The organism is Pseudomonas sp. Pseusp10 (assembly GCF_059492225.1).
The window spans coordinates 4,925,804-4,950,962 of sequence record NZ_CP168528.1; the positions used below are offsets into that span (position 1 = coordinate 4,925,804).

Consider the following 25,159-nt stretch of genomic DNA (forward strand, 5'->3'; position numbering starts at 1 on the left):
GGCAGCGCCGCTGCCCTGATTCCCCCATGAGAGCCCTCAGCATGCCTCGTCCGCACCCGCCCCCACGCTGGTACCTGATCCAGTGCAAACCCAGGCAAGACGCCCGCGCCGAGGAAAACCTGATTCGCCAGGGCTTCACTTGCTACCGACCAACCCAATGGATCGAACGTATTCAGCGCGGTCGCCGCAGCACCTCGGTGGAGTCCCTCTTCCCCGGCTACCTGTTCATCCAGCTCGACCAGCTCAACGACAACTGGCACCCCATCCGCTCCACGCGCGGGGTCAACCAACTGGTGACGTTCGGCAAGCAGCCGATCGCAGTGGCAGACGAACTCATCGCGCAACTCCAGCAACAACTCAGCGAAAAACCGCCCGAGACCCTGGCACTGGAACCCGGTGACAGCGTGCGCATCAACCGCGGCAGCTTCAAGGAACTGGACGCTATCTTCCTCGCCCGCGACGGTGCCGAACGCATCATAATTCTCCTGCAACTCCTGCACCGCGAACACACCCTCAGCGTCCCGATCAACGCCATAGAAAAGCCCCTGTAGGAGCCGAGCTTGCTCGCGATGGACGTTAACAATAACGCCTGCTCTCTGAGTAAACGCATCACCCCTGAGTCCATCGCGAGCAAGCTCGCTCCTACACCCCCTTCCGCACATACTCCAGAATCGATCGTATGATGGCTCGCGTAGTGGCCCACATAGTGGCACTTCGCCCAACAAACACTGGGCTATCGGCTGCAATCGGCTTTTCACTGGTTATTGGTAATTTTGTCCGTCCGAACCCCATATGAGCCTGTTTTATGCCTTCACATTTCCTAACAAAACCGTAGAATACGCCGTCGGCTGAGGTATATTCCCATTCCGGCAGGATGCCATTGCACAAACCTCGCGTTGTGCAGAAGTCAAGGACAGACTCATTATCCTCGAGCGCAGACTCGGCCTGCCTGATTGACCCTCTTCCCCAAAAATGCCAGCGCTCGCGCATCGGCTCATTCGTCGCACCCACGGCGCACGTTCTCAGGAAACCAACGGTCAATCCTGGGGCGGTAGCGTGCCCAAAACCTTGATATTGGCCAAGGCGAGTGCGTTCCCTGCCACGGATAAGGGAAACGCCACGACACAGACCGGTTTGTGCCAGAGGCTCAAACAGCAACTAAAGCTGCATGGAGTGAACACTCCAGACAGCAGGCATACCCAGGAAGGCTATGTCCAAATCGACGCAAGGGAGATTATTTTGATTCGCAAGCGCAACACCACGCTACCAGCCGGTCGCGGTCTTACGTTCTGGACCCAATGGCTTGCCGCAATCTGCGCACTCATCCTCCTGCTCTGTGCACTGGCGACTCTAAAGACCGGGGAAGTCGAAGCCCACTACCGGATACTCGCGGCATTCATACTGCTCGGCTCGGTACCCTCCTATTCCATGATGCAGGTCTACCATAAACACCATGGCTATCTGGTAGGACTAGGCCGATTGTTGGCTGGCTGGCTGGTGCTACTCTCCGGCTTGACCGTCGTGGCGTTTATCACCAAAACCAGTGAGCTATTTTCCCGCGAAGTCATCATCATTCTCGCGATTGCCGGTTTCGCACTTCAAGCCTGCCTCTATGTGCCACTGCATAACCTCTCCCGGCGTTACCAGCAAAAGCTGCAAGCTGCCCGCACCTCGCTGATTATCGGCACCGGTGACCTGGCCCAAGAGCTCGCGGACAAATTGGTTCGCAATAGAAACGAACCACTGATTGGCCTGGTAGCCGCGGACGACCAACCCTTGCCCAACAATGGCCTGTACCCGGTGATTGGCAGCCTTGCCCACCTGCGGGACCTGATCGCAACCCACCAGATTCGGCGCCTCTACATCGCATTGCCGCTGACGGAAGCCGAACAGATCGAAGGCCTGTACATCGACCTGCTGGACTCCAGCGTCGACGTCATCTGGACCCCGGATCTGCAAAGCCTGATCCTGCTTAACCACTCCGTCAGTGATATCGAAGGCCTTCCCGCCATTCACTTGAACGAGAGCCCACTGACGTCCTACCCCACCGCCGCCGCCTCTAAAGCGATAATGGACCGGACCGTCGCACTCATCGCGATCATCCTGCTCAGCCCGGTATTGTTGGCCACCGCCATCGCCGTCAAATGCTCATCCCCTGGCCCGATCCTGTTCAAACAGAAACGCCACGGCTGGAACGGCAAGATCATCGAGGTCTGGAAGTTTCGCTCGATGCGTATGCACGACGACCAGGAAGTCAAACAGGCCAGCCGTGACGACCCTCGAGTAACCCGCGTTGGTCAGTTCATCCGCCGCACTTCCCTCGACGAACTGCCGCAACTGTTCAATGCCCTGCAAGGCCGCATGTCTCTGGTAGGCCCTCGCCCTCACGCCGTGGCACATAACGATTACTACACCGGAAAAATCGACGCCTATATGGCTCGGCACCGAATCAAACCGGGGATTACCGGGCTTGCTCAAATCAGTGGTTATCGCGGCGAGACAGAAACTATCGACAAGATGGAAAAGCGTGTAGAGCTTGATCTCTCGTACATCAACAACTGGTCGTTGTGGCTCGATATCAAGATTCTGATCAAGACCCCCCTCACCTTGCTGTCAAAGAACATCTACTGAAGCCCGTCTGCTGCCCCTCACTGTAGTGCGCTCTTTCGCTGCGCACTCTTGACTCAAACGAACACCAATAAAATGGCCCGAATCTAATGAAAACTCTTTGCGTCTTCGGTACCCGACCCGAAGCTATCAAGATGGCCCCCCTGGTTCTTGCTCTTGCCTCTGACGAACGCTTCGATGCGAAGGTTTGTGTGACAGGCCAGCACCGAGAAATGCTTGATCAGGTGCTTGGCCTGTTTGCGATCACCCCGGACTTCGACCTGAATATCATGAAGTCCGGCCAGGACCTGACAGATGTCAGCACAGCTATCCTGCAAGGCTTGAAAGGCGTATTTGCACAATTCAAACCGGATATTGTGCTGGTCCACGGTGATACCGCGACCACCTTTGCCGCCAGCCTCGCGGCCTACTACCATCAAATTCCAGTCGCGCACGTTGAAGCGGGCCTGCGTACCGGCAATCTATATTCGCCCTGGCCTGAAGAAGGCAATCGCAAGTTGACTGGCGCGCTGGCCAGCCTGCACTTCGCGCCGACCGAAACCTCGCAATCGAACCTGCTACGCGAAGGCGTCAATCCCGAAAGCATCATCGTTACAGGAAACACCGTAATTGATGCATTGCTGGACGTAGTGGCGCGACTTGATAAGGACGAGGAACTCAATCAAAAAGCCGCCGCACCTGGCGCATTTCTCGACCCTTCCCGGAAATTGATTCTCGTAACCGGGCATCGTCGAGAAAGCTTCGGTGACGGGTTTGAGCGAATCTGCAATGCGCTGATTGAAGTCGCCCAACAAAACCCAGAGGTCGATATCGTTTATCCGGTGCACCTCAATCCTAATGTTCGCGAACCCGTCAACCGGTTGCTTACCGGCATCAACAATGTCCATTTGATCGAACCATTGGATTACCTTCCGTTTGTTCACATGATGACCCGCTCTCACATCATATTGACCGATTCGGGCGGTATTCAAGAGGAAGCGCCTTCACTGGGTAAGCCAGTTTTGGTCATGCGTGATACAACAGAGCGTCCTGAGGCCGTCTCGGCAGGCACTGTGAAACTAGTTGGCACCGAAACTAACAATATTGTCATTGAATTGAATCGCCTACTGAATGACATAGATGCATACCGAACGATGAGCTTTGCCCATAATCCATACGGCGATGGGAAAGCATGTGAAAAAATAAAAAATTCGCTCATAGAAAAACTATCTAGGTAACCGTCATATAGGCTTGGCCTTGTCTCATTAAAGGCCAAGCAGCCATCAAGCGCTAAACTCCACCTCAAAGCCCAAAAATTCAATTTTAATGTCACACATAATTTTCATGACATTCACCGTAGAGCACTTCGCTTGCGAAAACTAATGAACTTAACATTAAATCCGAATTTTCGTCGGTATCTTGGCAACAGCACCTGGATGATGACCGAGCAATTGCTTAGGCTTTTTTCAGGGGTATTTGTAGGCATTTATGTAGCTCGATATTTAGGCCCAGATCAATTTGGTGCATTGAGCTACGTCCTTACTATCTCTGCGCTCTTAATTGGAGTGTCTAGAATGGGAATGGACTCAGTACTGACTAGAGACCTTGTACAAAAACCTGATCGAAAGAAAGAGTTAATGGGCACCGCTTTCTGGATCATGACTATAACAGCAGCCATATGCTACGCACTTACAGCAACAACCATCTACAACATACAAGAAGATAACGAAACAAAACTATATGCACTTATAATCGCTGGCAGCACTTTTTTCACATCATTCCTAGTAATTGATTTTTATTTTCAATCTCAAATACAGGCAAAATACTCCTCACTTTGCAAATCAACCTCATTAATAATCACATCGAGCATCAAGTTAGCACTCATTTTTTATAAGTCGAATTTAATTTGGTTTGTTGTAATAACTGCATTAGAGCAGGCAATACTGGCGACATTTCTCATAATTATTTTCGCCCGAACAAATTTATTAACGTTCTTTTTCAAGTTCAACACGCAAGATGCCAAAGAAATGCTTGCTAGTTGCTGGCCCATGGTCGCATCCTCAGTAGCAATATTAATCTATATGCGAATAGACCAAATAATGATCAGGCACATGCTTGGATTACGAGAAGTTGGTATATATTCCGCTGCGGCAAAACTGTTTGATGCATGGTTTCTTCTCCCTTACACACTAACAATCTCTCTCTTACCCATCATTTCAAAGCTAAAACAAGAAAATTCTCCTTCTTACAAACCAAGACTCACACAATTTTTTAGCATGATCATATGGCCATGCGTGCTTGTTGCTATCATCACTACCTTCACAAGCGAATATATTATCAAACTATCTTTTGGCGACGCGTATAAAGAAGCAGCACTAGTATTAACTATAATGATGTGGACTGCTGTTTTTTCCGCCACAGGGTCAGTTTCCGCTCGCTATTTTAGTGCTGAGCGCATGGAGAAAAAAATTGCAACGCGCACAATAGCCTCAGCAATTCTAAACATCATGCTAAATTTCATTTTAATCCCCATATACGGAATTATCGGGGCAGCCATTGCTACGCTGACATGCACCATCTTCGCCAACTATTTAATAGACTGGCTCGACAAGGATCTTAAAGACCTTCTGAAGATAAAGCACAATGCATTACTCTTCCGCTACCAACTAAAAGACTAAAAATAGGCCTACCATGTTCCGCATTTCACAAATATGTATCTCAGGTGCTTTTGGAGAAGGGAACTTTGGCGACGACTTATTATTGCTTGGGTACTTAAACCTCCTTACAAAAAACAACATACCTCAACGCAAAATAAAAATCATCTCTAAAACAAATGACAAATTAAGCCTGCAAATCCAGTCGCACTTCCCGGACATCAAAATTATCCAGAAAGACAAATTCGGGATAATAAAAACAAAATATAATATATTTGCAGGCGGAACACAGTTTTATACATTCGCGTTACCACCCCAAAAAAAATTCCCACTTTTAGACCGAATAGCATTTCACTTAACTCACAAGCGAATCCTATCGAAAAAATCAATAATGCTGAACGTTGGGTTTGGACCTTTCGAAATTGCGCCAAGCGATAGACTTCAAAAAAAAATCTGCGACGCCTACTTTGTATCGGTCAGAGACAAAGTCAGTCTAGAACACTGTAACAACTTTAGAGGAAAAAACTTCTATTACGGCGCAGATATTGGCTATACACCCGAGCTGTACACAAGATTAAATACCAAAAAAATAGGCGAAGAAAGATCAAGCGACACCCGCAAACTTAAAGCATTAATTATTTTGAGGGATTGGCCTGGGTTTGACTTTAACAACGTCATAAGAAACATAAAACAGACACTAAAAAAACGCAATGTAAGCTATGCGTTTTACATCATGAGCCCAATTAAAGATTCAGCATTCCGGTCTGCACTCGATAGCTCCAACTCCGAATACTCAGAATGGGATGAAGGTAATTTAGATGAAGCACTATTACACATATCAAAATTTGATTTTTTAATTACGTCTCGATATCACGCAGTGGTGACCGCAGCTACATTTACCATTCCATCAATTTGTATAAATATCGAACCAAAACTAGCGATTGTATCAGAACAATTAAATACAAACCTTACAATCGACATGAACGTAACAACTGACTCATTAGAAAGGGCAGTTGATACATTACAAAACTCTTACGATGATGTAAAAAAACGCCTAAATAAATCAACTGAGCATGAACGAAAACGATTTTACGAATTTAGCAAATCCTTTAAGCCTGTTGCTGAAGAACTAGCATCTGAGATAAACCGATGAACGAAGAAAGCATATTAATTTTTATTCTAGGCGCTATTCTTTATGGCACTATTGCCTTTGCTTGCATAAAAACAAAAATATCATTCATCCACCTTATTTCTTTATTCATCATTCGAATAACGCTACCATTGATTTACTTGCAAGAATCATACGAATTTGATTTTGTTGTATGGCTATTACTCTCCAGCATATCTCTAATTCTTGGCTTTATTGTCACTACAATGTGGCGCAAAAAAAATACGCGCGCACTACTAGCGAGCAAACCGATATCTCCAAATGCTATCCAGTTTGCATTATTTATCGGGTTTGCATTCATTCTCTATCACTATGCTGTTGTAGGCTTACCTATTCTTAGCGACAACATCGACATGGTTAGATTTCAACAACGAGAATCAGGACTGTTCGGTATCCCAAGCCGTTTCGCCGTGTACTTTCCAAGCCTAATCTTAATCACATCAGTAATTCTCTACCAATCAAAAAATTTAAATAAAAAATCATTCTATTTTTGGATTGCAGTATCTCTGTTCTTTTTCATCGCTCAAGGAAACAAAAGCTCTCTCCTAAGTTTTGTATTTGTTCTTCTTTGCACAAAACGATTTTGGAATTTCCCAGTCATCAGTCGCAAAGTCATAGCCGGCATCATCTTAACGGGCGTTGGATTTTTATATTTCACTTTTAGCAAGTACGCAACATTAGCTGACACTAACTTCGTTGATTATATGATCCAGCGTCTGACTTATATCTCATTAGACCCAATCTATACTGTATACCGCGCAGAGAGCTTTCATGTCGATGCAATAGCCTCAAGCATTATCATCAATGACTTAACATACCCAATTGCTCAAGTATTTGGCTCCGACGGTTCAACATTCAACGCACAGCTTTCCCGCCACATTTACGGTTTTAATTCAAATCAATTTTCAGTACCGGTCACTCCTTCCATATTTGCTTATTACAAGTATGAATTCGGAGTTTTCGTATCCGTTATCGCATGCCTAATCACTGGAATTATAATTGGCAAAATATTCTTAAAAAGCAACAAATGCCATAACGCTGAAAATTTATCAATATTGTTATTTTGCGAATACCAAATATACACTGGCCTCGCAAGCGGAAATCTTTTTTATATGATCCTAAACGTCGGTGTCATTATTGGCGCTTACAAAATTGCTATTTCAATTTACCGCAGAATGCCAACCAAAGGGAAAAGGACCTTGCCCTTTCCATCATTTCAGTTTAACTAGTTAATACACGCCATCACATGAAAAAGATAAAGATTCTTTACATATTGCATACCGACTGGTATTGGATTAAACAGCGCACTCAATTTTTAGCCGAGTCAATAGCGGACCAAGGTTGCGACGTCGATGTCATTTACAAGTTCTCGCCTAAGAAAAATGGTAAGACAAAAAACTCCCACTACTCTGAAAACCTGACGATTACAGGATTACCTTTTTTACCATTTAAGGCAAAACTGATCCCTGGCCTTCGATTGATAGATGAGCTTATTTGGGGTGCCTTCATATCATTAAAGTCTTACTTCTCTCGATATGATTGCATTGTAGTTACCCACCCCTTGCTCGGCGGATATGTAAAACATTTGAATCGCCCCATTGTTTATGACCTGCATGACGATAACGCGGAGTTTTACCCAAAGGGAAGACTTAAAAATTTGATCGTTAATGAGAATCGCAAGTTACTTGAAAAGTCTAACCAGGCTATTTTTTCATCAAATTTTTTGCTAAAAAAATTCAATGTAATAAAAGATGGTTGCGTTATTCGCAACGCTCATGGACTGCAAAGCGACAGCTATTCGACCCGTCTTTCCACCTTCAAGATAAAGTCAAACATAAAAAAGATATATTACTTCGGAACAATCTCAGAATGGTTTGACTTTGAATTAATAAAGCAAGCATTAGATTTATTTGAACGTATTGAATTCCATCTGATAGGCCCCTCCGACTGCAATACGCCAGAGCACCCTCGAATTTTTTATTACGGCGCGATGGAGCATAGCGAAATGATTCGGCAATCAATGAGTGCAGATGCTTTTATTATGCCCTTCGTTATCACTCCATTAATTGAAGGGGTGGACCCTGTTAAAATATACGAATACTTGTCCTTTCCCGTGCCCATTCTTGCGCCTGCCTATAACGAAATTTTTCACTTCGAAGGCATGTTGAATTATTATCGTAACGCAGAAGAGTTTAACGACCTACTAAGATCATTAGAAACCATTGAAGTAGATACATCCAAAAGAATTTCTTTTTTAAATGAAAACTCTTGGAAATCAAGAGCCAAACAGTTGCATGAAGCGATAGACAACTATGCGTAACATTTCGTTCGTTTTCTTGAATTATGGCCCTCCAAACTTATTAGAATCTGCAATCCAGAGTTTTTTATTACAGTACCCCAATGCCAATCCCGCCACGCAACTTATTATCGTAGACAATTACACCTCCGACGAGAATCGCAGCGCATTAAAATCTATTGTCAACAAGTACCCTCACATCTCGATACATCTGATATTTAATTCCTGTAATATTGGATACGGTGCAGGAAACAATATTGGCCTTAAGTTCGCCTTCGACACATTGAAATCCGACTTAACATTTGTATTAAACACAGATATTTTATTTGAAAAGTTCTCTTCAGATACTTCCTTTGACCCAATAACCCCTGAACCAATGCTGTACACATTCAATGTTATCGAAAATGGGACAAACATCAGCTATAACAGCTTTTCAAAACACACGTTTCGCTCAAAACCATCAGCTATAAGAGAAAAGAACTCGTATCCGTCAGGGTGCTGCTGGGGCATGAATCGGTCGATGTGGGATGTTTCAAATGGTTTTGTGGAGGATTATTTTCTATACTTCGAAGAACTGGAGTTTATTTACAGATATAGAAAACAGTCAAAGAAATTCCCCCCTCTAACTAAAATTGAAAAAGTGACAATCAATCACTCCCAGGGTGGGACCACCGGAATATCAAGAGATGTCAGATCTCGCAGTTTAACTTCTGAGTATTGGTCTGCCCGCTCAAGAATCATGTTTGCTAAAAACCACACTGCCATGTTGTTACCGACAGCAATCGCGTACAATATTCTGCTCGCAATACATCGACTCGCAAAGAAGTCACCAAGACACGCAAACACAATCCTCAAAGCAACTTTTTCGGCACTCTTCGACAAATCAACACCTCCCCCTAAAAACATTATTAATATTGAATCGCCAATTATTCGAAACCTGCCCTAACAAAACACATCACTTTTCAAGCAGAGCGTTTCCTTCTAGCCCCCTCCCTTTTAATATTAGAATTAGAGACAACATGAAAATTGGTTTTTTAAGCGTCTTTAACTATGGTTCTAGCATTGGCGGCGTAGAGAACCATATATACTTTATTTCTCAAGAGCTCAGCGACCTCGGCCACGATGTTATTATCTTTCAGCCATATGAAAACCTGACTACCAACGAGCCATCCATCAGTAAAGACGACAATGTTACGATTGTTAAAATCCCCATCAAGCCAAACTCATTGGCAAACTTCCTGAATAGATACAACGGTGCAGGCTCGCTAGGATTTCTAACAGGCTTCTTGAATAAGGCAAAATACCTACTGCACTACAGACAAGTAGCAAATATTATTGAGTCATATGACTGTGATCTAATCCACCAACACGATTTTATTTCTAATGTACTAACCACCAAGCGCCTAAATAAGCGAGGAACTCCTTGCATCTTAACAAATCACACTGGGGAGTACTTATTCTTTAAAAAAACCTTCTTTGGAAGAGTAATTTTAAAACTAATACTACTGCATTATCGTGCTGTAATCGGCCCAAGCAAAGAGCTAACTCCTTCCGAACATCACAACTCAACAACCATTTACAACGGCGCAGATTTAAATCTTTTTAAATCTTCTTCAGAAGATCAAAAGAAATCTATCCGCACCGCTCTGCAACTGAAGGAGGAAGATTTTATCGTATTGTGCCCTAGACGATGGGCTCCTACAAAAGGCGTGCTGTACCTGATAGAGTCAATAGTATCCAAGAACTATGATAAAAAAATTAAGTTTCTATTTGCCGGCAGCGACTATGACGGGTATGAAAAATACCGAACAAAATTGATGTCCATACTTGAAAACAGCAATCAACAGGCAAGCGTTAAATTACTGGGCAACTTATCAATACCGAAAATGGTCGAAGCTTATAGCATTGCGGATGTAGTAATTATTCCATCACTCATGGAAGCGGTCTCACTTTCGGCAATAGAAGCAATGGCTTGTGGCGCAGTGGTTATTTCAACGAACGTTGGCGGGATGCCGGAACTTATCAAGCATCAGGAGAATGGCCTACTTATACCGCCAAAATCCCCTGAAGAAATACATGAAAAAATAACACTCCTTTTCCAAAGCAGAGAAATGCTTCATAGCCTCCAGAAAAATGGCTTTTCAACTGTCGTTGACTTTACTTGGAAATCAATAGCCTCCAAGACAGAAGCCATTTACATTGAAACAATTCAACCGTAAAGAATAAATTTATAACTAGGCTATTGGACTACGCTAAGCTACCATCCCAAAAAATCACCTAGCCTTGATTACAAGCGTCAGCAGCTAATAAGGAGCTGTCTTCGCAGTGTACGAAAAGTAATGTCGTAAACACTGCATGATGCAAGCCAGAGAGACCATTACCCCAAAACGTTTCACCGGCCTGTCGTAACGGGTACCTATCCGCCGTTTCTCCTTCAGCCAGCCAAACATGTGCTCGATGATGTTGTGCTGTCGGCACTTGGGCTTGCGCGAATGAAAGAAGCAAGTCGTGCTCGCTTTCATGAGCGGTTCACGTGGGACCACGTACTTCGTGAATATGAAACGTTACTACTCAAATGGTATCCCGCAAAATAAATTAGAGTACTTTATGACATCTCGCATTCTTGTAACCGGTGGCGCTGGTTTCATTGGTTCTGCCGTCGTTCGGCATTTAATAGAAGATACATCGTACGAGGTCGCTAATCTCGACAAACTTACTTACGCGGGCAATAAAGAGTCGCTGAGTTCGGTGGATCAATCACCGCGTTATCGCTTCTATCGGGTAGACATATGCGACAGCTCTGCACTCGATATTGTGTTTACAGAATTTCAACCGACAGCAGTAATGCATCTCGCAGCTGAATCTCATGTTGATCGCTCCATCGACGGCCCTTCTGATTTTATCCAAACCAATATAGTTGGCACCTACAGCTTGCTCGAAGCAACCCGCCGTTACTGGAGTGGCTTGTCGGTGACGGAGAAGAGTGCGTTCCGCTTTCACCATATATCTACCGATGAGGTGTATGGCGACCTGGAAGGTACGGATGACCTGTTCACCGAAACAACGCCCTACTCGCCTAGTTCGCCTTATTCCGCCTCCAAGGCCAGTTCCGATCATCTGGTCCGCGCCTGGCAGCGTACCTACGGGCTGCCAGTACTGGTCACCAACTGCTCGAACAACTACGGGCCGTACCACTTCCCGGAAAAGCTGGTGCCGCATGTAATCCTTAACGCCTTGGCGGGCAAACCGTTGCCGGTGTATGGCGATGGTTCGCAGATTCGCGACTGGTTGTATGTGGAGGACCATGCTCGGGCGCTGGTCGAGGTGGTGAGCAAAGGCATAGTAGGTGAAACCTATAACATCGGCGGCCATAACGAAAAACGCAACCTGGAGGTGGTGGAAGCCATTTGTGAGTTGCTGGATGAATTGGTGCCGCTAGAGGCTGATCGCGAGCAAGCTCGCTCCTACAAGGAGTTGATCACTTTCGTGAAGGATCGACCGGGACATGATCGGCGCTATGCCATTGATGCGTCGAAAATCGAACGTGAACTGGGCTGGGTGCCGCAGGAAACATTTGATACCGGTCTGCGCAAGACCGTGCAGTGGTATCTGGATAATCGCCAGTGGTGGCAGCGCGTGTTGAGTGGAGATTATCAATTGGGCCGCTTGGGTAGTGATCTTTAGCTCAACATTTGCGCATCGGGGGTGGCGTTCCTGCGGAACGGTGCGTCCCTAGGTTCAGATTTAACTCAGATTTTTAAAGGACGTTTTAATATGAAAGGCATCATCCTGGCCGGTGGTTCCGGCACCCGTCTGCATCCCATCACCCGTGGCGTATCTAAACAACTGCTACCGGTTTACGACAAGCCGATGATTTATTACCCATTGTCGGTGCTGATGCTCGCGGGCATCCGCGAAGTGCTGATTATCTCTACTCCTGAAGATTTACCGAGCTTTCGCAAGTTGCTGGGTGATGGTTCGGAGTTTGGTATTGAGCTCAGCTATGCCGAACAACCTTCACCAGATGGGTTGGCCCAAGCCTTTTTGATCGGTGAAGCCTTTATTGGTGACAGTAACGTTTGCTTGATCCTCGGCGACAACATTTTTTATGGCCACGGCTTCAGTGCGATGCTCCACGAGGCGGCCAGTCGTGGCACCGGTGCGACAGTATTCGGCTATCACGTCAATGACCCGGAGCGTTTCGGGGTAGTTGAGTTCGATGCGGGTAACAAGGCGATTTCCATCGAGGAAAAGCCCAAGACGCCGAAATCCAACTATGCAGTAACCGGCCTGTATTTTTACGACAACTCGGTAGTGGAAATTGCCAAGCAGGTAAAGCCCTCTGTTCGTGGCGAACTGGAAATCACCGATGTCAACAATGCTTACCTGCAGCGTGGTGATTTGCATGTGAGTTTGTTAGGGCGTGGTTTTGCGTGGCTGGATACCGGCACCCATGACTCACTTATGGAAGCCAGTCACTTCGTTCACACCATTGAGGCGCGCCAGGGTTTGAAAGTCGCCTGTCTGGAAGAGATTGCCTATCATCAGGGCTGGCTGTCAGCCGAACAGTTGGCTAGCCAAGCCGAGGCGCTGAGCAAGACCGGATACGGACAATATCTGCAGGGCCTGCTGGTGCAGGAGCTTGCGTAATGAAGGTCATTGAAACAGCGTTGGCGGGCGTCTTGATCATCGAGCCGAAGGTGTTTGGCGATCAGCGCGGTTTCTTTCTCGAAAGCTTTCAGACCGAGCGTTATCGCGAGTTGGGTATTGAGTTGCCCTTCGTGCAGGATAATCACTCACGCTCGCAGCGCGGTGTGCTGCGCGGTTTACACTTTCAGCGCACCCGCCCGCAAGGCAAGTTGGTCAGCGTCAGTCGTGGCTCAGTGTATGACGTGGCGGTGGATATCAACCCCGACTCACCGACCTGTGGTCAGTTCGTTGGCGTCGAGTTGAACGATGAAAATCATCGTCAACTCTGGGTACCACCGGGCTACGCTCATGGTTTCTGCGTGCTCAGCGAGGTTGCAGACTTTCAGTACAAGTGCACCGATCTGTACTATCCCGAGGACGAGGGCGGGCTGATATGGAATGACCCTGAAGTCAATATTCCCTGGCCTATCGAAAAACCGAATCTTTCAGGCAAGGATCAGTGCAACCCCACACTGCGCCAACTGCTGGGCAATGAGGACTGAGCATGCGCGTATTGATTACAGGTGCTCAAGGTCAACTTGGCCACGAGCTGATGCGCTTGGCGCCGCAAGGTTTTGAAATCGTTGGGATGGGATCGGCAGAACTTGATATCAGCGATGCCGAGCGGGTGGCCGTGTTGGTTGCCGAGCTACAACCACAGCTGATCATCAATGCTGCAGCCTACACAGCGGTAGACAAGGCCGAGAGCGAGATGGAGCGCGCCTGGGCGGTTAACCGCGATGGTGTCGCCCATCTCGCAGTTGCCGCGGAACGGCTGAGTATCCCGCTGCTGCATGTATCCACCGATTATGTGTTTGCCGGTGATGCCCGCGAACCTTATCGGGAGTGCGATCCTACAGGTCCTACCGGGGTGTACGGAGCGAGCAAGCTGGGGGGGGAATTGGAGTTGGCTGCAAAATGCAGTCGCTACATGATCCTGCGTACCAGCTGGGTGTTCGCAGCCCAAGGCAATAACTTCGTCAAGACCATGCTGCGACTGGGTCGTGAGCGGGATCAGTTGGGCGTCGTGGCCGATCAGCAGGGTTGCCCGACTTCAGCTGCGAGCATCGCCCGCGCTTTGTGGACACTGGCAATGCAGTACCGTGATCTGGGTTCGCTGCACTGGGGCACCTATCACTTCAGCGGTACCCCGGCCTGTACCTGGCATGAATTTGCCCTGGAGATTTTCCGCCAAGGGCATCAGCACGGATTAATAACCAAAATACCGCAGGTACGGGGCATCGATTCGGCTGAATATCCTACGCCGACGAAGCGGCCAGCCTGGTCGGTAATGGATTGCTCGAAATTGCGGGAACAGCTAGGTATTTCGCAACCGGACTGGCGCCTGGAGCTTGCCGCTGTCATAACTGAATTGGCGCAATCGGAAGTCGCTTGAGAAACATGCTTCACTTATGTGCCTGCATAGAAAAAGCGGAAAAAAGCCTTCTTCTAAACAGCTCTAACTTGCATTTCAGACACCTACTGAAATACCCTTAACCTAATAACCCCAAAGGATTATCCTTTCAAGGAGCATGAACATGAAAAAGCTACTGGCCATCGCCCTCGTTACCTCCATCAGCCTGCCATTGATGGCTGCTGAAACTGCACCTGCAAAAGCCCCTGGCTCCGCCGCTACAGCACCCGATGCAACTTCCGGCCTGTCCCTGTCCACTCCAATCGCTGGCGGCGTAACCGTCGGTACTGGTCTGGCAATCGGCGCTGGCGTAATCGCTGCCGGTGTTGCTGCTTCCAACAGCGGTGGTGGTGGTAACGACAACACCCCAGGCACCGGTGGTACTACTGGCACTACCGGCACTACTGGTACCACTCGGTAACAGACCCCCGCTTAAAGTTCGATACGCTAACCTCCCAGCCTTGCTGGGAGGTTTTGTTTTGCCTATTCCCTTCGAGCAATTTCTACAATGAATCGCGCGCTTCCCTTGGCCATGCTGGTTGGCCTGACCCTACAAGGCTGCATTTTCTCCCCTGGTCAGCACATGGACACGGGCAATCTGGTACGTGAAGGTTCCCCGGAAAGCAGCCGTATCGAGCTGGTTCCGATTACGCCTAAACTGGTGGCCATTGAAGCGGCCGCGGACCATTCGAACGTGGTTGCACCTGAGTTGCTGCGTTACCAGCCTGCTGAGTACCGCATCGGTGCCGGTGACCTGATTTACATCACTGTCTGGGATCACCCGGAACTGACCGCTCCGTCCGGCCCACAACAGCAAATCGAAGCGAACGGACGCCTGATTCGCCCGGATGGCACGCTGTTCTATCCGTATGTAGGCACCATCGAAGCGGCTGGAAAAACCATCGACGAACTTCGCTCGATTATTGCTTCGCGCCTGTCCAAGGTTGTTGCCGAGCCTCAAGTGGATGTAAGCATCCTGCGCTTTGTCAGTCAGAAAGTAATTCTCTCGGGGGCCTTTGGTAGAACTGGCCAGTTGCCGATCACCAACACGCCTTTGAGCCTGTTGGACGCTGTTGGGCAAGGCTCAGTACAAATCGGCACTGCCGATATTTCCGGACTGGTGCTCAAGCGCGACGGCCGTGAATATCTGATCGACCTCGACGCACTCAATCGCAAGAACTCGAATCTGCACAATCTCTACCTGAAAGACGGCGACCAATTGCACCTGCCCTACAACGACCAGAAAAAGGTCTATTTGTTGGGTGAAGTTGTCTCCACGCGTTCGCTTATCTTCAAGGGCAGCAACATGAACCTCACGGATGCCCTTGGCAGTGTCGGCGGTTTGCGTCAGGAAACTTCCAGCGGCAAGGAAGTCTACGTAATCCGCGGGGTCGAGAACCTGGCGGATGAACCGGTCAAGGTGTTCCAGATCGACCTGAAGTCGCCCTCAGCGTTTGCCCTTGCCCAGCACTTCAAATTAAAGCCACAGGACGTAGTGTATGTTGGCCCGGCCGATATCACTCGCTGGAACCGCTTTATCAGCCAGGTTTTCCCCTCGGCTAACTTGCTGAGCGTTGGTGCCAACATCAAAGACGACTTGGGCACCACCAACTAAGAACTGGAATTCTTGTGAAATTTCTGCGACTGGCCACCCTGACGGTGGTCTCCTTGCTGGTGAGCGCCTGCAACCCGCTGATGACCGCTTCCATGGACACGCTGAAGGCCGCGTTCGAAGGGCCTGAGCCCTTGGAGCTGACCCGCCAGCAGGTCGATGCAACGCCTTACTACCAGATCACCATCACGGCCCCTACGGGTGAAGCCGTGATGGCACTGGTGCGTCTGCAGGATGGCGTGGGTTTCTGGATGGCCTCGACTCGCCAGATCCTGATGCTTGAAGACGGCCTGGCCATTCGCAGTGTCGGTTTCAATGACAATCTGGATGGCACCCGTTTCGAGGGCGTATCCCCATTCAAGACGGGCTTGCACCGTATTCCCGATGGGCTGGAATCCCGGCGCCAGGTGGACTTTATCGACGGTTATCGGATGGGTGTGAATGTCACCAGCCACTTCAAGAAGAAAGGCCTGGAGACCGTGCACATCCTCGACCGCGATGTGGAACTGCTGCGCGTGGACGAAGAGATCGCGATGGACGGCCTGGGCTTCACCGCGCAGAACCGCTACTGGGTCGACCCCGCCGATGGTTTCATCATGGCCAGCGAGCAACACCTCACCCCCGAATTGCCCCTACGCATTGTTCAAGTGCGCCCGAATAAGCCGGTAGTGCAATGATTTTTCGCTCTTCCTGGCTGCTTTGCTGCAGCCTGCTCATGACTTTTGCCGCAAATGCCGACTCGCTGGTCACGGTGCAGGGCGATGCCGCCAAGCCCGGGCGTTACTCGATTGTGGACGGCACGCGCCTGCATGACGTGCTGCTGGAAGCTCAGGTAAGCCCCAAGGCTTATCTGCTCGGCGCAGCCTGGTTGCATACCCCTCTGCGTGATGCGCAAGAGCGTCTCAAGGTGGGTGTTCTTTTCGATCTGTCGACCTTGCACAGTAATGCACTGGTGGGCGATCAGGTTGGGTTGGCAACACTTGCCGCGCGCCTGCGCGACAAGGTGCAGGCCATGCCGGTGACCGGGCGCAAGGTCGCCCAACTTGACCCGGTGCAGGTTGAATTGGACCGCATCAATAACCGCTTCCTGAGTGATAGCGATGTGCTGCTTTACCCGTTTCGCCCAACCACGGTGCGGGTCGAAGGCGCGGTTCTGGGTGAATGCGAATTGCCGTTCCAACCGTTACAAGCAGCGATCGACTATCTCAAGGCTTGCCCGCGCGATCCAAACGCTGACGCCGACTGGCTCTTCGTGATTCAGCCTGACGGCCGGGTATTCAAGGACGGCGTGGCTCTGTGGAACGAAACCACATCCGTACCACCTGCCCCAGGCGCACGCATTTATGTGCCGGTGCACAACAGCAAACAAGGTGATCCCACACCTGATCTGAATACCGAACTGGCCGCCTTCATTGCCACCCAGCCGCTGCTGGAGGTGAAGCCATGAAGTATCACTTGATCCCTTGCTTGTTGCTGGGTTGCAGCTCGTGGGCGGTGGCAGAACCGCGTTATACCCAGAATGACTTTGGTGGCGTAGGTCTGTTGCAAACTCCTACCGCACGGATGGCACCTGCGGGTGAGTTGTCTTTGAACGCTAACCGTACCGATCCTTACAGTCGTTACAGCGTGTCCTTTCAGCCGTTCGATTGGTTGGAGGGTTCGTTTCGCTACACCGCTATTACCAACCGCGATTATGGCCCGGCATCGCTGAGTGGCAACCAGAGCTATAAGGACAAGGCGATCGACGCCAAAGTGCGTCTGCTCGAAGAGTCTCATTGGATACCGCAAGTGGCGCTGGGTGCGCGTGACATTGGTGGTACCGGCCTGTTCTCCAGCGAATATTTTGTCGGCAACAAACGCCTAGGCAATTTTGACCTGAGCCTGGGCCTGGCATGGGGTTACATCGGCAATCGTGGTGACATGGACAATCCGTTGGGCTTGCTCGACGACAAGTTCGACGAACGCCCCGCTACCAACAATAGTCAGGCGGGTGACTTCAACGGCAACCAGTACTTCCGTGGATCACCCTCCTTCTTCGGCGGCGTAACTTACCAAACGCCCTGGGACCCACTGTCTCTGAAGCTCGAATACGAAGGCAACGACTACCAGCACGAGCCGCAGAACAACAACCAGATCCAGGACTCCCCAATCAACCTCGGCTTCGTCTTCAAAGCCAACGACTGGATCGATCTGCACGCTGCCTGGGAACGCGGCAACACCGCGATGTTCGGCATCACCATGCACACCAACTTTGCCACCCGCAAGGCACCGACCAAGAGCTTCGACCCCAAGCCTGAACCTGTGTCCGACACCAAACCCATGGTCGCGCCGCAGGATGTGCAGTGGGCCGGTGTCGCCAAGCGCCTGCACAACAACGCGGGCTACACGGTTTCGCGCATCACCCAGCGGGATTCCGAGGTGATCGTCTATGGCGAACAGGGGCGCTATTTCCACACGCCGAAAGCCGTCGGCCGCGCTTCGCGCATTCTGGATAACAGCGTCAACGACGAAATCGACTGGTTCACCATGGTCGACACGCGCTACAGCCTGCCGGTCGAGGAAGTCAGTCTGCCGCGGGATACCTTCCGTGAAGTGGTGCAAGAGGATCGTCCGCTGGAAGACCTGCGTCGGGTCACCGAGATGACCGTCCCGGTACCGCATCAGGAAAAGACCCTGTTCGAGCAGAAGCCTGACCCGCTCAGCTATGGCTTGGGTCTGGGCTACAAGCAAAACGTCGGCGGCCCCGACGGGTTCCTGTTGTATCAGTTCAGTGCGGACTTGAACGGCGAGTATCGCTTCAAGCCTGACCTGTGGTGGAGCGGCACCCTGAGCGCGAACCTGGCGAACAACTTCGACAAGTTCAAGTACGACGCACCTAGCGGTCTGCCGCGTGTGCGTACGGATCTACGCCAGTACATGACGACTTCGGAAGTCACCATGCCGACCTTCCAGATGAACAAGGTCAAACAGCTGGATGAGGACCTTTACGGCATGCTGTATGGCGGTTATCTGGAATCGATGTTCGCCGGTGTCGGTGGCGAAGCGCTGTATCGTCCGATGGGCGAACGCTGGGCCGTGGGTGTGGACATGAACTGGGTCAAGCAGCGTGAATTCGATCAGGGCTTTGGTCTGCGTGACTACAGCACCGTCACCGGTAACGCTACGCTCTACTACCGCAGTGCCTTCCAGGACATTCTCGGTGCGGTCAGCGTTGGGCGTTATCTGGCCAGGGACTACGGGGTTACCCTGGACCTGTCCCGCGAATTCAACAATGGCGTGCGTTTCGGTGGCTGGGTGACGTTGACCAATGCGACCAAGGAAGAGTACGGCGAAGGTAGTTTCGGCAAAGGCATTTACTTCTCGATTCCGTTCGACGAATTGATGGCCAGTTCTACCACCCGCCGTGCCACCCTGGCGTGGACACCGCTGACCCGTGACGGTGGTGCCGCACTGGCTCGCAGTTACTCGCTGTACTCCCTGACAGAGCGTCGCAACATCGACCTGTTCCACAACAACTTCTACAAGGTCACCGAATGAGGCAGCGAATCCTGCGTGCCCTGCCCAAGCTGGCGTTTTTCGTGATCTTGCTGGTGCTGTGTTTCGCCGGGATGCGCGGCGAGCCGGTGCCTCAGGTGTTCGAGAACCAGGACAAGCTGCATCACTGGGCAGGTTTTGCCTGCCTGACGGTGAGTGCTTATCTGGCGTTCCCTGGCACGCGGTTGATCTGGTTGTTGTTCTGGCCGTTGGTGGGTTCGATGGTGATTGAGCTGGAGCAGAGCTTTATGCCGCTGCGCAGTGCGTCATGGGGCGATATGGTGGCCAATGCCACGGGTGTGACGTGCGGCATGTTGGTGATTCTGGCGTGGCGCGGGTATCGGAATACGAAGCTCAAAAAGGCGTCTGTGCTGGCGTCGTAAAGCGCTAGCCGTCCCGACCTACTGTAGGAGCGAGCTCGCTCGCGATGGTCTATCAGGCAACAACGGAGTTGACTGAACGAACATCGCGAGCAAGCTCGCTCCTACATTTGTTTTGTGTCCTTCCTTTGGCAGGGCGTCGCTTGTTGAAAAATAAACTCAACAAATCCCCTCCCCCGCCGACACCCTGTCAAAGCCTCACGGATTGAAAACGCCATGCGTAACAACCAGCCTATTACACAACGCGAACGAACCTTCCCCGCTCAGCAACGGCTGATTTCCACCACCGATGCCAAGGGCATGATCACCTACTGCAATGACGACTTCGTCGAGATCAGCGGGTTTTCTCGTGATGAGTTGATTCGTGCGCCGCATAACCTGGTGCGTCACCCCGACGTGCCGGCGGCGGTGTTCGCGCACATGTGGGGCACGCTGAAGCAAGGCTTGCCCTGGATGGGCATTGTGAAGAACCGCTGCAAGAGCGGCGATCACTACTGGGTGAACGCCTATGTGACGCCGATCTTCGAAGGCAATCAGGTGATCGGTTACGAGTCGGTGCGGGTCAAGCCCACCGCCGAGCAGATCCGCCGTGCCGAAGCGCTTTACCAACGCATCAACCAGGGCAAGTCGGCCATTCCTTCCACCGATAAATGGCTACCGGTTCTGCAGGATTGGTTGCCGTTCATTCTGGTCAGTCAGTTGAGCTTCATGATCGGGGCGTCGCTGAACTCGCACTGGGGTTTTGCCCTGGCGGCCGGTCTTTCGGTGCCTCTGGGCTTGCTGGGTCTGAGCTGGCAACAGCGCGGTCTCAAGCGTTTGTTGAAACTGGCTGAACAGACGACGTCTGACCCGTTGATTGCGCAGATGTACACCGACAGCCGTGGTGCCCAGGCGCGTCTGGAGATGTCGATCCTCAGCCAGGAAGCGCGTCTGAAAACTTGCCTGACACGTCTGCAGGACACTGCTGAGCACCTGACCGATCAGGCGAAGCAGTCCGATGCTTTCGCCCACAACAGCTCCAGCGGCCTGGAACGTCAACGGGTCGAGACCGAGCAAGTGGCCGCCGCGGTCAACCAGATGGCCGCGACCACCCAGGAAGTCGCCAGCCACGTACAACGCACCGCCGACGCCACCCAGGAAGCCAATCGCCTGACCGGTCGTGGTCGCGACATCGCCGGGGAAACCCGCGAAGCCATCCAGCGCCTGTCGGTGGTGGTCGGTGAAACCGGCGTGACCGTGACCCAACTGGCCAAGGACAGCAACGAAATCGGTGGCGTGGTCGACGTGATCAAAGGCATCGCCGACCAGACCAACCTGCTGGCACTGAACGCCGCCATCGAAGCGGCCCGTGCCGGTGAGATGGGTCGTGGTTTTGCGGTGGTGGCCGACGAGGTTCGTCAACTGGCGCAACGCACCAGCGAGTCCACCGGGCAGATCCATGCACTGATCGCCAAGCTCCAGCAAACCGCCGGCACTGCCGTGCAAACCATGGAAGCCGGGCATCGCCAGGCGGAAGAAGGCGTGGCGCGGGTACTGGAAGCGGACCAGGCGCTGGTGGGGATCAGCGAGGCGGTGGCCAACATCACCGACATGACCACCCAGATCGCTGCCGCGACCGAAGAGCAAAGTGCCGTGGCCGAAGAAATCAGCCGCAACATCAGCAATATTTCGGCCCTGGCTGACCAGACCTCGGAGCAGGCGCAGAGCTCGGCGTTGTTGAGTGAAGAGCTGACCAAGACTGCGAACACCCAGTATTCGTTGGTGGAGCGGTTTAACCGCTGATAGAGGCTGGAATGACAAAAACCCGGACAGTGAAAGCTTCCGGGTTTTTTATTACTCCTGTGAAAGTGATGTTGTGTGGAAGTCCCTCATCGCGAGCAAGCTCGCTCCCACAGGGTTTTGGGTTGATCACACAATCAAGCCACACCAAAGATCAATGTGGGAGCGAGCTTGCTCGCGATGGGGCCATCAATGCTGCGCAGAATCTCACAGAAGAAATGCGGCCACCTTCTGCGCCGCAGCCGCCAAATGCTGCTCATGGGTAAACCCGGAGGCCTTCAACGGCTTCAAGTCATGATCCCCCGCCACCAGCCAGAACACTTCAATACTTGGCGATAGCGCATAACCCTCGACCGCCTCGCGGTTGCCCAACGCGTCGCGCTCACCCTGCACGATCAAGGTTCGTGTCTTCAGCCCGGCCAAATGTTCGACCCGCGGCTTCTCCGGTTTGCCTACCGCATAAAACGGATACCCCAGGCACACCAGCGCATCCGCACCCAATTCATCCGCCAGCAAACTGGCCATGCGACCGCCCATGGACTTGCCGCCTATGGCCAGTGGCCCGGCGACATGGCGTCGCACCTGGGCATACACCTCGCGCCAGCACTCCAGCAGTTTCGGCGCCGGGTTCGGCGGGCGTTTGCCACCGTCGGTGCGCCGTTGCGCCATGTACGGGAACTCGAAGCGCAACACGTTGACGCCTTGCGCGGCGAGGCGTGCAGCCATGTCGCTCATCCAGTCGCTGTCCATCGGCGCGCCGGCGCCGTGGGCGAGGATCAGCGTCGCCGCAGCCTTGCCAGCCGCGGCATTCCACAACCATCCATGATCCCGCACACACTGCGCCCATTGATCCCCGTCAATACCGGCCTTGTGCCCTTTGTCCATGCTTGCCTCGCTTTCAGTCTGCCTATAACTCCGGCCGAAGGGTGCACTGCCTTGCGCTGCGCGCTCACTTCGGCTGAACCGTGGATGGGGAACCATGAACACTTCTATCAGTACCGCCTACAACTACAAGGTGGTCCGCCAATTCGCCATTATGACGGTGGTGTGGGGCATCGTCGGCATGGGGCTCGGGGTTTTTCTCGCGGCCCAGTTGGTCTGGCCCGAACTCAACTTCAATTTGCCGTGGACCAGCTTCGGCCGCCTGCGCCCGCTGCACACCAACGCAGTGATCTTCGCCTTCGGCGGCTGCGCCCTGTTCGCCAGCTCGTTCTATTCGGTGCAACGCACCTGCCAGACGGCATTGTTTGCGCCGAAAGTCGCCGCGTTCTGCTTCTGGGGCTGGCAACTGGTGATTCTGCTCGCGGCCATCAGCCTGCCGCTGGGCTACACCAGTTCCAAGGAATACGCCGAGCTGGAATGGCCGATCGACATTCTGATCAGCATTGTCTGGGTTGCCTACGCCATCGTGTTCTTCGGCACGATCATGCAGCGCAAGACCAAACACATCTATGTCGGTAACTGGTTCTTCGGTGCGTTCATCATCACCGTGGCGATCCTGCACATCGTCAACAACCTGGAATTGCCGGTCAGCTTCACCAAGTCCTACTCGCTGTACGCCGGTGCCACCGACGCGATGGTGCAATGGTGGTACGGACACAACGCCGTGGGCTTTTTCCTCACCGCCGGTTTCCTCGGAATGATGTACTACTTCGTGCCGAAACAGGCCGAGCGCCCGGTGTATTCCTATCGCCTGTCGATCGTGCACTTCTGGGCGCTGATCACCCTGTACATCTGGGCCGGCCCGCACCACTTGCACTACACCGCGTTGCCCGACTGGGCGCAGTCGCTGGGCATGGTGATGTCGCTGATCCTGCTGGCGCCGAGCTGGGGCGGGATGATCAACGGCATGATGACCCTGTCAGGCGCCTGGCATAAGTTGCGCAGCGACCCGATCCTGCGCTTCCTCGTGGTGTCCCTGGCGTTCTACGGCATGTCGACCTTCGAAGGGCCGATGATGGCGATCAAGACGGTCAACGCCCTCTCCCACTACACCGACTGGACCATCGGCCACGTCCACGCCGGCGCGCTCGGCTGGGTGGCGATGATTTCCATCGGCGCGCTGTACCACATGATCCCGAAAGTCTTCGGACGCGAGCAGATGCACAGCATCGGCCTGATCAACGCGCACTTCTGGCTCGCTACCATCGGCACCGTTTTGTACATCGCCTCGATGTGGGTCAACGGTATCGCCCAGGGCCTGATGTGGCGTGCGGTGAACGAGGACGGCACGCTGACTTACTCCTTCGTCGAGACCCTGGTGGCCAGCCACCCTGGCTTCGTCGTGCGGCTGGTGGGTGGCGCGATCTTCCTCACGGGCATGTTGCTGATGGCCTACAACACCTGGCGCACCGTGCGGGCCTCGCAGCCTGACGCTGTCGCCGCTGCCGCGCAGATGGCCTGAGGAGTCCGCCATGAAACACGAAACTATCGAGAAAAACGTCGGCCTGTTGCTGCTGCTGATGATCCTGGCCGTGAGCATCGGCGGCTTGACCCAGATCGTCCCGCTGTTCTTCCAGGACGTGACCAATAAACCGGTGGAAGGCATGAAGCCCTACACCGCGTTGCAACTGGAAGGTCGTGACCTCTACATCCGCGAAGGCTGTGTCGGTTGCCACTCGCAGATGATCCGTCCGTTCCGTGCCGAAACCGAACGCTACGGCCACTACTCGGTGGCCGGCGAAAGCGTCTGGGATCACCCGTTCCTGTGGGGCTCGAAACGCACCGGGCCGGACCTGGCACGGGTCGGCGCGCGTTACTCGGATGACTGGCACCGCGCGCACCTGTACAACCCGCGTAACGTCGTGCCGGAGTCGAAGATGCCGGCCTACCCGTGGCTGGTGGCCAATCAGCTCGACAGCAGCCACACCGAAACCAAGCTCCGTGCCATGCGCACCCTGGGCGTGCCATACACCGACGAAGACATCACCGGTGCCGTCGCTTCGCTCAAGGGCAAGAGCGAAATGGATGCGCTGGTCGCCTACCTGCAAGTGCTCGGCACTGCGATCAAGAGCAAGAGGTGAGCC

Annotated in this window: 23 protein-coding genes and 1 pseudogene; 22 read left to right on the forward strand and 2 right to left on the reverse strand. The window is 51.9% G+C overall.

Features of this window, described 5'->3' with window-relative positions:
- Positions 1–41: 41 nt before the first annotated feature.
- The 9 genes from rfaH (at position 42) to ACEN8Z_RS22430 (ending at position 10,944) form a co-directional block, all read left to right on the forward strand.
- Positions 42–551, forward strand: coding sequence for a transcription/translation regulatory transformer protein RfaH (gene rfaH / locus ACEN8Z_RS22390; protein WP_495595704.1), 510 nt, complete (start codon positions 42–44; stop codon positions 549–551).
- A gap of 421 nt (positions 552–972) precedes the next feature.
- Positions 973–2,631 (forward strand): undecaprenyl-phosphate glucose phosphotransferase, encoded by a 1,659-nt coding sequence (locus tag ACEN8Z_RS22395; protein WP_495595705.1) that lies wholly within the window; start codon positions 973–975, stop codon positions 2,629–2,631.
- A gap of 86 nt (positions 2,632–2,717) precedes the next feature.
- Entirely contained in the window at positions 2,718–3,845 is a 1,128-nt protein-coding gene (gene wecB, locus ACEN8Z_RS22400; protein WP_495595706.1) for a non-hydrolyzing UDP-N-acetylglucosamine 2-epimerase, read from the forward strand.
- Positions 3,846–3,989: 144 nt separating this feature from the next.
- Complete coding sequence (locus ACEN8Z_RS22405) at positions 3,990–5,285, forward strand: flippase (RefSeq protein WP_495595707.1); 1,296 nt, start codon at positions 3,990–3,992, stop codon at positions 5,283–5,285.
- Between the two features lie 13 nt (positions 5,286–5,298).
- Positions 5,299–6,414 (forward strand): polysaccharide pyruvyl transferase family protein, encoded by a 1,116-nt coding sequence (locus ACEN8Z_RS22410; RefSeq protein WP_495595708.1) that lies wholly within the window; start codon positions 5,299–5,301, stop codon positions 6,412–6,414.
- A complete protein-coding gene (locus ACEN8Z_RS22415; protein WP_495595709.1) occupies positions 6,411–7,658 on the forward strand; it encodes an O-antigen polymerase in 1,248 nt (415 codons plus the stop codon). The genes ACEN8Z_RS22410 and ACEN8Z_RS22415 overlap by 4 nt, the downstream gene beginning before the upstream one ends.
- 44 nt (positions 7,659–7,702) lie before the next feature.
- Positions 7,703–8,749: a glycosyltransferase family protein gene (locus ACEN8Z_RS22420; RefSeq protein WP_495595710.1), complete on the forward strand. Its 1,047-nt coding sequence runs from the start codon at positions 7,703–7,705 to the stop codon at positions 8,747–8,749.
- Positions 8,742–9,671: a glycosyltransferase family protein gene (locus ACEN8Z_RS22425; protein ID WP_495595711.1), complete on the forward strand. Its 930-nt coding sequence runs from the start codon at positions 8,742–8,744 to the stop codon at positions 9,669–9,671. Before ACEN8Z_RS22420 ends, ACEN8Z_RS22425 begins: the two co-directional genes overlap by 8 nt.
- 73 nt (positions 9,672–9,744) lie before the next feature.
- Positions 9,745–10,944 carry a glycosyltransferase family 4 protein gene (locus ACEN8Z_RS22430; RefSeq protein WP_495595712.1) on the forward strand — a complete coding sequence of 400 codons (1,200 nt, stop codon included), beginning with the start codon at positions 9,745–9,747 and terminating at the stop codon, positions 10,942–10,944.
- An 84-nt stretch (positions 10,945–11,028) separates the two neighbouring features.
- Here ACEN8Z_RS22430 and ACEN8Z_RS22435 read toward each other — a convergent pair.
- Positions 11,029–11,211: pseudogene (locus tag ACEN8Z_RS22435) on the reverse strand (IS5/IS1182 family transposase); the annotation flags it as partial.
- Between the two features lie 121 nt (positions 11,212–11,332).
- Between ACEN8Z_RS22435 and rfbB the strand changes: the two are divergent.
- From rfbB to ACEN8Z_RS22490, 11 genes are all read left to right on the forward strand, one after another.
- The gene (gene rfbB / locus ACEN8Z_RS22440) at positions 11,333–12,409 is read left to right on the forward strand and encodes a dTDP-glucose 4,6-dehydratase (protein WP_495598179.1); all 1,077 of its coding nucleotides are present in this window, start codon (positions 11,333–11,335) and stop codon (positions 12,407–12,409) included.
- 90 nt (positions 12,410–12,499) lie between these two features.
- Positions 12,500–13,375, forward strand: coding sequence for a glucose-1-phosphate thymidylyltransferase RfbA (gene rfbA / locus ACEN8Z_RS22445; protein ID WP_495595713.1), 876 nt, complete (start codon positions 12,500–12,502; stop codon positions 13,373–13,375).
- Positions 13,375–13,917 carry a dTDP-4-dehydrorhamnose 3,5-epimerase gene (gene rfbC / locus ACEN8Z_RS22450; protein ID WP_495595714.1) on the forward strand — a complete coding sequence of 181 codons (543 nt, stop codon included), beginning with the start codon at positions 13,375–13,377 and terminating at the stop codon, positions 13,915–13,917. Before rfbA ends, rfbC begins: the two co-directional genes overlap by 1 nt.
- A gap of 2 nt (positions 13,918–13,919) precedes the next feature.
- Entirely contained in the window at positions 13,920–14,810 is an 891-nt protein-coding gene (rfbD, locus tag ACEN8Z_RS22455; protein ID WP_495595715.1) for a dTDP-4-dehydrorhamnose reductase, read from the forward strand.
- Between the two features lie 142 nt (positions 14,811–14,952).
- Positions 14,953–15,249: a hypothetical protein gene (locus ACEN8Z_RS22460; RefSeq protein WP_495595716.1), complete on the forward strand. Its 297-nt coding sequence runs from the start codon at positions 14,953–14,955 to the stop codon at positions 15,247–15,249.
- A gap of 87 nt (positions 15,250–15,336) precedes the next feature.
- Positions 15,337–16,443 (forward strand): polysaccharide biosynthesis/export family protein, encoded by a 1,107-nt coding sequence (locus tag ACEN8Z_RS22465; protein ID WP_495595717.1) that lies wholly within the window; start codon positions 15,337–15,339, stop codon positions 16,441–16,443.
- Positions 16,444–16,457: 14 nt separating this feature from the next.
- On the forward strand, positions 16,458–17,117 hold the full coding sequence (locus ACEN8Z_RS22470) for a YjbF family lipoprotein (RefSeq protein ID WP_495595718.1): 660 nt from the start codon (positions 16,458–16,460) through the stop codon (positions 17,115–17,117).
- 38 nt (positions 17,118–17,155) lie between these two features.
- Entirely contained in the window at positions 17,156–17,887 is a 732-nt protein-coding gene (locus ACEN8Z_RS22475; protein WP_495595719.1) for a capsule biosynthesis GfcC family protein, read from the forward strand.
- On the forward strand, positions 17,884–19,977 hold the full coding sequence (locus ACEN8Z_RS22480; RefSeq protein ID WP_495595720.1) for a YjbH domain-containing protein: 2,094 nt from the start codon (positions 17,884–17,886) through the stop codon (positions 19,975–19,977). The genes ACEN8Z_RS22475 and ACEN8Z_RS22480 overlap by 4 nt, the downstream gene beginning before the upstream one ends.
- Entirely contained in the window at positions 19,974–20,357 is a 384-nt protein-coding gene (locus ACEN8Z_RS22485) for a VanZ family protein (RefSeq protein WP_495595721.1), read from the forward strand. Before ACEN8Z_RS22480 ends, ACEN8Z_RS22485 begins: the two co-directional genes overlap by 4 nt.
- Positions 20,358–20,570: 213 nt before the next feature.
- On the forward strand, positions 20,571–22,136 hold the full coding sequence (locus tag ACEN8Z_RS22490; protein ID WP_495595722.1) for a methyl-accepting chemotaxis protein: 1,566 nt from the start codon (positions 20,571–20,573) through the stop codon (positions 22,134–22,136).
- A 204-nt stretch (positions 22,137–22,340) separates the two neighbouring features.
- Here ACEN8Z_RS22490 and ACEN8Z_RS22495 read toward each other — a convergent pair whose 3' ends face one another.
- Positions 22,341–23,018 carry an alpha/beta family hydrolase gene (locus ACEN8Z_RS22495; RefSeq protein WP_495595723.1) on the reverse strand — a complete coding sequence of 226 codons (678 nt, stop codon included), beginning with the start codon at positions 23,016–23,018 and terminating at the stop codon, positions 22,341–22,343.
- 94 nt (positions 23,019–23,112) lie between these two features.
- Between ACEN8Z_RS22495 and ccoN the strand changes: the two genes are divergently transcribed.
- Both ccoN and ccoO read left to right on the forward strand, forming a co-directional pair.
- Positions 23,113–24,537 (forward strand): cytochrome-c oxidase, cbb3-type subunit I, encoded by a 1,425-nt coding sequence (gene ccoN / locus ACEN8Z_RS22500; RefSeq protein WP_495595724.1) that lies wholly within the window; start codon positions 23,113–23,115, stop codon positions 24,535–24,537.
- Positions 24,538–24,547: 10 nt separating this feature from the next.
- The gene (gene ccoO / locus ACEN8Z_RS22505; RefSeq protein ID WP_007987243.1) at positions 24,548–25,156 is read left to right on the forward strand and encodes a cytochrome-c oxidase, cbb3-type subunit II; all 609 of its coding nucleotides are present in this window, start codon (positions 24,548–24,550) and stop codon (positions 25,154–25,156) included.
- Positions 25,157–25,159 lie beyond the last annotated feature (3 nt).